The organism is Candidatus Paceibacterota bacterium, assembly GCA_035452965.1.
Taxonomy (GTDB): Bacteria; Verrucomicrobiota; Verrucomicrobiia; order Limisphaerales; family UBA8199; genus UBA8199.
In genome coordinates this window covers 40,865-49,325 of record DAOTCE010000036.1, presented here as the reverse complement: position 1 = coordinate 49,325, position 8,461 = coordinate 40,865, and the positions used below count along the sequence as shown (strand labels likewise).

The 8,461-nt window shown below is 61.6% G+C and carries 7 protein-coding genes; 1 reads left to right on the top strand and 6 read right to left on the bottom strand.

Annotation, left to right across the window (positions count from 1 at the left end):
* Positions 1 to 326: 326 nt before the first annotated feature.
* The 3 genes from P5205_19050 to P5205_19040 form a co-directional block, all read right to left on the bottom strand.
* On the bottom strand, positions 327 to 725 hold the full coding sequence (locus P5205_19050) for a hypothetical protein (protein ID HSA12462.1): 399 nt from the start codon (positions 723 to 725) through the stop codon (positions 327 to 329).
* Positions 726 to 729: 4 nt separating this feature from the next.
* On the bottom strand, positions 730 to 1,248 hold the full coding sequence (locus P5205_19045; protein HSA12461.1) for a DUF3592 domain-containing protein: 519 nt from the start codon (positions 1,246 to 1,248) through the stop codon (positions 730 to 732).
* A 435-nt stretch (positions 1,249 to 1,683) separates the two neighbouring features.
* On the bottom strand, positions 1,684 to 1,863 hold the full coding sequence (locus P5205_19040) for a hypothetical protein (GenBank protein HSA12460.1): 180 nt from the start codon (positions 1,861 to 1,863) through the stop codon (positions 1,684 to 1,686).
* Positions 1,864 to 2,011: 148 nt separating this feature from the next.
* Between P5205_19040 and P5205_19035 the strand changes: the two genes are divergently transcribed.
* Positions 2,012 to 3,256: an ATP-binding protein gene (locus P5205_19035; protein ID HSA12459.1), complete on the top strand. Its 1,245-nt coding sequence runs from the start codon at positions 2,012 to 2,014 to the stop codon at positions 3,254 to 3,256.
* 639 nt (positions 3,257 to 3,895) lie between these two features.
* On the opposite strand, the gene galK is transcribed toward P5205_19035, so the two are convergent.
* The 3 genes from galK to P5205_19020 form a co-directional block, all read right to left on the bottom strand.
* The gene (galK, locus tag P5205_19030) at positions 3,896 to 5,059 is read right to left on the bottom strand and encodes a galactokinase (GenBank protein ID HSA12458.1); all 1,164 of its coding nucleotides are present in this window, start codon (positions 5,057 to 5,059) and stop codon (positions 3,896 to 3,898) included.
* Between the two features lie 262 nt (positions 5,060 to 5,321).
* Positions 5,322 to 6,080 carry a hypothetical protein gene (locus P5205_19025; GenBank protein ID HSA12457.1) on the bottom strand — a complete coding sequence of 253 codons (759 nt, stop codon included), beginning with the start codon at positions 6,078 to 6,080 and terminating at the stop codon, positions 5,322 to 5,324.
* A 331-nt stretch (positions 6,081 to 6,411) separates the two neighbouring features.
* Positions 6,412 to 8,442 carry a hypothetical protein gene (locus P5205_19020; GenBank protein ID HSA12456.1) on the bottom strand — a complete coding sequence of 677 codons (2,031 nt, stop codon included), beginning with the start codon at positions 8,440 to 8,442 and terminating at the stop codon, positions 6,412 to 6,414.
* Positions 8,443 to 8,461 lie beyond the last annotated feature (19 nt).

The following is an 8,461-nucleotide window of genomic DNA, read 5'->3' as shown; positions in this document are numbered from 1 at the left end:
AGACTCCACTGAGGTCAACTCCATATTACATTCTCATTAACTGACCCCTTTAAGAAAACCGAGCCGGAGGGAGCCGGGCAGGAGACGTCCGGTCCGCTCCTTTCGGTTCGAAATGGGGTTCAGCCAGGACATCCGCTCAGAACGCGCTAGACCCGGATGGCTGACTGAACGGATCGCTTCGCCGCGCAAAACGCTCGGTCGGTGTTCCGATTCAAACGACGAAAACGCAGGTTCGTGTCGGCTGGCAGAGCTCGTCGGAAGAGCTGCGGCAAAAACCGGTTTAAAACGAATCGGACGGCAACGCTTTTTTCTGTTGGACAAATGCCCTAATGGCTGACCCCTTTCCATTTCCCTTTCGAACGACACACGTGCTGGCCTTTTTTGCAGAGCATGGAAATGGTTTTGCCGAGCAGCCAATAAAGAAAAACCTGCATTACAAGCAACGCGAGATTGAAAGCCGGCAACCAGGCAGGTAGCCATGCCAACATCTCGTCGTTCACTGAAGCCGTGGTCAGGATAAACACAGGCATGCACGTCACAAACATGAGCCAGTAAAGCGCGTTTCCCACGAAGGTTTCATGGAAGAAGTCCGGCACAACAGAGCCTTCCACCGGGTTGATGCGGAAGAGGATTGTCCCGCACATTAACGCAAACCCCAGAAGCCCAAAGATAAGCGGCAGCGGATCTCTTCGTGAAACAGTCGGGTTGGCTGGAACATGCTTCATTTATTCAAGCGGAAGGGTTTCCGAAGACCTCTTTTCGCCAGTGCACCGACCAGTACCACAAAATGCCTCCACAACTGGCAAGCAACAGGCCGCCACCTGCAAACAGGACGGTCCAGCCCCAGACCGCTAGAAACTCGTTCAGCAGAGCACTGTCCGGATCTCTGGAAGAATACAGGACCTCAACTGTATCGCCCACCTTGTGACGTCTGGCCAAGGTCCAGCCCTTTAACGGGTATCCGGAGGCGCAGCGCACAACATTCGAGTTACCGTTGGAATCAAGAAAAGAAAACACGGGGTACATTGTAGTTTTGCGATCAAATTCCACCTTTTCCAGAACGACGATTTTCCCGGCAGCCCTGCTTGCGGTGGCGCAGAATCTCCGTGTCGTCTGATACGTGAAGAATCCGACGCATAAGGCCACCAGACCGGCCAGGGTTAAGCCAAGTCCAAGCCGCTTCTGGAAACGGATATCCTTCTGAATGTCGGGAGAAGGCATTTTCAGTCTGGGCATTCTTACTGTCATATGTTCTCCCTTTCTAACAGCAAAATTCGGCAAATGTTACACCGCCTCCGCCGAGCATGTTTTAACCCAAATTATTCAATTCTCCGCAGTGCATTTAGCTGATAACTTCAGAAATCAGGGGGGCCGGAACGAATTCCGGGCCAATGTGGAAGGCCTGCAGCACCCACTGATACTGAATTTGCTTTTGCGCGCGGCACGTACTCAGCGCTGAGCGAGTGAGGGAGAATTGGTTTTCGCACTCAGCAGGCATGCCGTGAGCGTGTCAGGAGGCATGGCCAGAAGTCAAACACTGCTTTTTCCCGCTCGGCGAGGCTTCTTGCCCGGCTCCAGCGGCTGGTCTTGACTTGGCGAACGCGCCCGAGGCCCGGGTGCGTCCGGACCGGCCTGAGGGCGGGCAGACCCTACCGGCAGCCTGGGGCGCGGCGGTATCGTCTTTCAGTCAGTGAGCACATTCTCATAGTGGGGCTTCAGATCCACGTCGTCACGGGGTTCGTAGGTGTATGGCCCCGGGAAGCCCAGTGGCGGCGGTCTGGGCGGCGGATTGTGCCAGGCGCCGAGGTGACGGAGGATGTTCTCGACAACCCGAGGGTCGTCAATGACGGCGATAACGCGCATGGGGTTCCGGCAAACGGGACAGCGGAGCGGTCCACGTGCCAGACGCGCAGGGTGAGGTCGCGCCAGCCTTTGGAGGGAAGTTTGGCGAGCGGCGGGGGTAGGCTAATTATGTGGTTGATTATCATCCAGGCTGTGGTTGATTATCCGCATGATTCGCCGCCATCTGACTGACCATCTGCTGGAAGCCCTTCGAGATACGCCCGTGACGCTGGTCGTTGGCGCCAGGCAAACCGGCAAGAGTACCCTGGTGCAGGCGGCAGAGGTTGCCAAGGGCCGCCAATACCTGACCTTTGATGATGCCGGCCTCCTGGCGGCAGCCCAGCGTGACCCGCAAGGATTCATTGCCGGCCTGAGCACTCCCGTCACCCTTGACGAGGTGCAACATGTGCCGGGACTGTTTCCAGCGATCAAGATGGCGGTTGACCGGCAGCGTGAGCCGGGGCGCTTTCTGCTGACCGGTTCGGCCAACGTCCTGCTGCTGCCGAAACTCTCGGAGTCACTGGCCGGGCGCATGGAGGTGCTGACGCTCTGGCCCTTCTCGCAGGGAGAACTGGAGGGGGTGTCCGAAGGGTTCGTGGACGTGTTGTTCGGGAAGGAGCCGGCTTGGGGCCGGAAAGGGGCGGCTGGTCCGCAACGCGCTGAATTGTTCCGGCGCGCCCTGGCGGGGGGTTATCCCCTGGCGCTGACGCGTCCGTCCCCGGCGCGGCGCGGGGCCTGGTTCCAGTCCTACATGACGACGATCCTGCAACGGGATGTCCGCGATCTGGCCAACATCGCCGATCTCACAGCGGTACCGCGCCTGCTGGCGCTGGTGGCCACTCGGGCGGGTGGACTCCTCAACTTCGCGGACTTATCGAGGAGTCTCGGGGTGCCGCAGACGACGTTGAAGCGATACTTCGCACTGCTGGAGAAGACGTTCCTGGTCCAGTTGTTGCAGCCCTGGGCAACCAACCTGGGCAAGCGCATCATTCAGACGCCGAAGGTCTATCTGAATGACACGGGCCTGCTGGCGCATTTGGTGGGCTTGACGCCGGAGCGCCTGGAGTTGGACGCGAGCCTGGCCGGAGCCCTGCTGGAGAACTTCGCGTTGATGGAATTGCGCAAGCAGGCCGGATGGAGCCAGACCCAGCCGCAATTCTTCTATTGGCGCACCGCGTCCGGTCAGGAGGTGGACCTGGTGCTCGAGGACGCCGCCGGGCGGTTGGTGGGGGTGGAAGTAAAGGCCAGCTCGACCTTAAGCGGCGGCGACGTGCGGGGGTTGCAGGCGCTGGCGGCTGTGGCTGGAAAACGGTGGGTCCGCGGCGTCGTGCTCTATACCGGGACGGAGATTATTCCCTTTGCCGGCAATCTTCATGGCCTGCCCCTGGGGCTGCTCTGGCCTGGGCGCGGGTAGTGTTTGTTTTGATTGTGATGGGGTGATCCGGGAGGGTTGCGCCGGTCTTTTTGTAATGGCTGCACCAGGGCGAGTTTCGTCGGAGCTGTGAGCCGGTCGCCCTCCCCCTTCCCCCTCCCATGCGCTCGGCGCGCATGGGAGGGGGACGATCTATTAGGACGTGATACCCCGGGTGGCGGCCGTCTGACGGCCTTACCCGGGGCTAATTTCTGGCACCGCCTACGGGGTGCTTTGACTGGCGCGCTTGCGCGCGGAGCGGTGGAAGGGGGTAGATAGGACTGATGGGACGAATTGGCTTCCCAAGCCCGCCACGAGATAGGTGCCCCAGTATGCAGGAGCGCTTCGCGCTTTGTGGTGCCAATCGCCGATAGCCGGATAGCCGATGAACGGGGAGAAATGGCAAATGGCAAATTGCTAATTGCAGACGGGCGGAGTCATAAAAGGGGGCAGCGGAGCGGATCCGCGTGCCAGACGCGCAGGATCAGATCACGCCAGCGCTTGGAGGGGAGTTTGAGCGGCGGCGGCGGGGAGACGCCGGGGCGGTGGAACACCCGTTCCGGGGGTAACCCCGAAGTGCGACGGTGGTATCACCCTGCGATTGCGGAAAGCGCAGCTATTTCCGACACCGAAACAAACCGCTTAGCCCGCTTTGAGCACACAGGCGCCCGCAGCGGGGCGGGAGGAGAAGATAGATGTCTGCCGACCGGTTTTTCTCTCGTAAGCCTCATCCAGTTTGCGAGTGAGGCGCTGAACGGCTTCGGTTTCGACCAGGAGCACAGCACAACCGCCAAAACCGCCGCCGGTCATTCGGCATCCGATAACGCCTCCTCCCGCGCCGATCGCCCGGGCGACTTCCACCACCGCGTCCAGTTCGGGGCAGCTTACTTCGTAATCATCGCGGAGGGAGGCGTGGCTGGCGTACATCAGTTGGCCGACAGCAGGCCATTCAGAAGCTTGAATCGCCTTGGCCGCCTCGAGGGTGCGCGCGTTTTCGGTGATGACGTGGCGGGCGCGGCGAAAGGCAACCGGGTCCATCTGACCGCGAGAGGCTTCGAGCATTTCAGGCGTTGCGTCGCGCAGGGACGCAACCTTCAAGGCGCGGGCGGCGATTTCGCATTGTGTGCGCCGTTTGGCATATTCGCTCTCCGCCAGCTTGTGGCGGATTTCGGTGTTGACGATCAAGACCGTCACATCGGGATTCGTCATCGGCACCAGGGTGGTAGTGCGTGAGCGACAATCCAATAATAGCGCGTGGTTTTCCTGGGCGAGAATGGAGGTGAACTGGTCCATGATCCCACAAGGCACACCGGCGTAGTCGTGCTCGGCGTGCTGGCAGAGGAGGGCTTTTTCGACCGGGTCGAGCGGGGGGCCGGCGATGCTTTCGAGGAGGGTGGCAGTGGCAACTTCCAGCGCGGCGCTGCTGGCCAGCCCGCCGCCAAACGGAAGGGTGGATTCGATGACGGCGTCGAAAGCGGGCAGCTTCGTGCCGCGCCGCTGGAAGCCAGCGATGACGCCGCGGACGTAGTTGGACCAGCCGGGCGAGCCCGGGGTGACTTCGGGGCGCATGTTGAAGGCCGCGGTTTCCCCCGTAGTCACGCTGTGCAAGGTCACCTCGCGGCCGGGGTTGCGGTGCGCGGCGATGACAATGTGCCGCTCAATCGCCATGGGCAGCACGAAGCCGTCGTTATAGTCGGTGTGTTCACCGATCAGATTCACCCGGCCCGGCGCGGCAACCAGCCAGCGCGGCGAATGGCCGAAGCATCTCTCAAACAGCTCGGCACTCCGGTCTGCTATCGAATCCAAAGACATAGACTGATGGATAATAGGATAGCCGTCGAAGGCGGGGAAGGCGAATGCTTACGTTCAGGAATGAGTTGTCTTATTCTTCAACCACACCTGCTGATTGAAGGCAGACCACGGTGAGGCGAGACTGTCGGCCAGAACAATGGCGCAATTGAAGCCTGGGGGCACCACTCTTTGAAGGGGAACCGGAGCTCCATAGTTTTCGCCGTGAGCGGCAGAGGCAACCACCCGAGGCCCTCTTCGCCCTCTCCTTCTTGCCACTTCAGAGCTTCAGCACAGCGTGAAACGGACCGAAGCCCAATTTCCTGCACGTGACCAAGTACAGCAGAAGCGCCAGGGCCGCAGCGAAGATCAGACATATAACCACCACAACCTGGAGCGCCCGGATTCGCCGCCTGCGGAATGCCGTTTCGGCGTTGAGAATCGCCCGGCCACCGATGGGCAGATTGCGCGCTTGCGGGCGCTTCAAGCCCGGCGGAGAACCCGGTTTGGGCTCGTGGGCCGCACTCGCAGGCTGTTCTGTCGCCCCAGGCAAATGCAGGCTCGAGGGCTCGGCCGGGCCAAGCGTGGCCGTGCCGAAGCCGGTCTCCAATCCAAAGGCGGCGGGGAGTGCGGCTGAAATTTTAGCCAGACCTGTGCTCATCCGCCATTGGAAATAGGTCATAATGAGCATCGTCAAAACGCTGATCGCCGCAAAAGTGCCTACCACGATCAGCACCGCCTCGTTGGAACTCTGCATCGCCGCCCAGTCCCGCGCGCGCTGCGCCGCAAACGCCTCCTGCATGGCCTGCAACCCGTTGGACAAGGCCTCGGCATTTTGAGCCGCCGCCGTTTTGGTTTCCTGACGGTTCTCCTGAATGGCCAGTTGAGTGGCGCGGAGCTGTTCCTGCAATTGCACAAACACCCGCAGCAACTCCTGCGCACTCACCTGTTCGAGTTGGCTGGTGGCTGGCGGCGGGGAGTTGGTCTCCTCTCCAAGAACCTCCCGCGGGTTGGCAGCCAGCGCCAGCGCGCAAACCATGGCCGCGCAAACGAGTAAACGCGGAGAATTCCTGAGCGGCCCCGACCGGGAGCGGCCCCCAGCGACCGCGCTGCGTCTTCTCAACGGGCAGAACGGTGTCACGCTCATGCTGTATATTTGACCGAGTTGCAGGTGGAGATCAACGCCTAAATGAGGCGTGGTCCGAGCGGGGAGATCCAGTGGCAAACCGGACGGGAAACCCGGAACTCAGGCAAGCGATCGTCACGCTTGCTCGTCACAGCGTTGGCACGCGGGGCAAATGGTCCTTGTTGGAACCGCGCGCGAACTGACCTTGCTCATGGAGGGGGCTGCAATGTTTGGGGCGCCCCAACTATCGGCCGGCGTTCGCCCACAGCGTGTGCATCTTCCGCTGCTCCCGGCTGCTTGCCTTTTCATATCCCTTCAACAGTGCTTCCAAGCCGTCGCATAGTTTAGTCGCGGCAGCCGCATACATGCGGTCAGCCGCCGCCTCGCTGGCGGCAGGCAGGGGCTTGATCTTCCCCTCCCCGATCAGATGCCGTCGCCGGCCCGCTGCGGCGACGCAATTTGCCGCCAATCGCGCGTGGGCGGCTTCATAGCTTGCGCCTAATCCCTCGGCCGCCATACGCCGCGCAAACTCGCGCAGCCGGCCGGCCCGCGCTTCCAACGCGGCGAGGTCGCCTGCCGAAGCCGGACATGAACTGCCGGAGATTCCCAAGGACGATTTGGCTGGTGAAACCATATGCCCTTCTGGTTTGCCATTGCCCAGAGTGATTTCGACCCTGGCCAGCACCGGAGTCTTGGCGTAGGGCAGAAAGACCGTCGCGCGGTCAAAGTGCTTCCACTTGCGCCCGTTGATTCTGACTGCCGTGATCGGCCCCGCGCCGACGGTGGACAGCAAAATCCGCTTGTTCCCGAATCGCACCGGGTCGCACTGCTCCAACTCCGTGATGGCGGGCGGCACATGCGGCACCAGCGTGAGGCCGTCCGCCCGGTAGAGATACTCGAACAAGCCGCGCATGAATGCCGCCGCCGGGCCGAAGCTGTCGTAACAAAGGTTGACTGGTTCATTGGGCTGATAGACGTCGCTGCCGCACTTGGTCAGCGGGTTGTCCATCCGGAACCGCTCCGCGAACGTCAGCAACTGGCGCATGGACCGCCGCGCGTCCTCGAATTTCCCCAGCCGGCAGTAACCCAGCACCATCCGCGCCTCGCAAGTGGACCAATGTCCCCCATTGACCCACGTGCCGTAGCCCCACAGCCCTTCCGCTTTCTCATACATGTCGTCGTAGGACGGGTAGTTGGGCAGCACGAAATGATGCGGCCGCAGTCCGGGCAGGGACGCAATCTTCTTGTAAATCCGTTCCGCCTGCGCATCGTCCACCACGCGGAAGGCAATCGCGTCATGGTTGGGCGACGCCTCAAAGTAACCATGCCGTTCCGCGCCGAACACCCCGTGCCGGACGCCGTCCGGGTCGAGCGAGCGGATGAAGTAGCCTTCGTCGGCCGTCAGCAATGGCAGCCCGCGCCGCGCAAGTTCGCGCCGTTGAGCGTAGAGCGCCGCCTGCTCCTTGCGGCTCGCCAGCTTTTCCAGCTCTATCAGCCGGTCCAGCGCCGCGATGTAGGTAACGGACAGCCCCGCCAGGTAGGCGTTGGCGTAGGTGCCGTCGGGCCGCTTCCATCCCGCGTAGCTCGGCGCCAGGAGATTGCCCGCCGGGCCGGCCAGGAACAGGTTGTTGGCCGGGTCACGCCGCGTCTCGATGAAATTCGCGCTCCGCTCAAGCACAGGCAGGTAATGCGCGATCGCTTTTGCGTCCCGGCTGATCAGCAGCAGTTCCGCCTGCAGGACCACCCCTGCCGCGGTGAATTCCATGCCCCAATCATGAATCCCTGTCCGTCCATCACCTTGTTTATAGACGATCCACCCGGGGCGCGCGGCGTCGCACAAGCACCCATCGGGCGCCACCCAGTCAAACGGCGGCTTGGCCCCGACCCGCTTGCCATCTCCCATTTGGTCGAACCACAAGTCCTGCGCGTTCTGCAAGAACGTTACGAAAGGCTCTTGCAGCAGCGGCAGGATGGCGTAGGTGGTGCCGTACGAATTCTGGATCCACCAGGCGTCCCAGGTCGGGCCTTCGACCAGCCCATTCCACTTCGGCTCATACAGCATCGCCAGGTTTTGGAGCTCGGCATCCGGCTCGAACATCCGTCGCGCCGTCTCCAGCAGGCGCAGGTATTCAACGTCTCCGACCCCGCGATAATGCCTGCCTTCGAACCGCCGCTCAGTTGCATCGGCAGCCATTATGGGGCCGCCTTCCAGTGTTGCGAACAGCCCAACAGCCAGAGCGATTGTGTCCACCCAGTATGCGGGAAGTGTTTTCATGGTCAGTTTGCGATCCGAT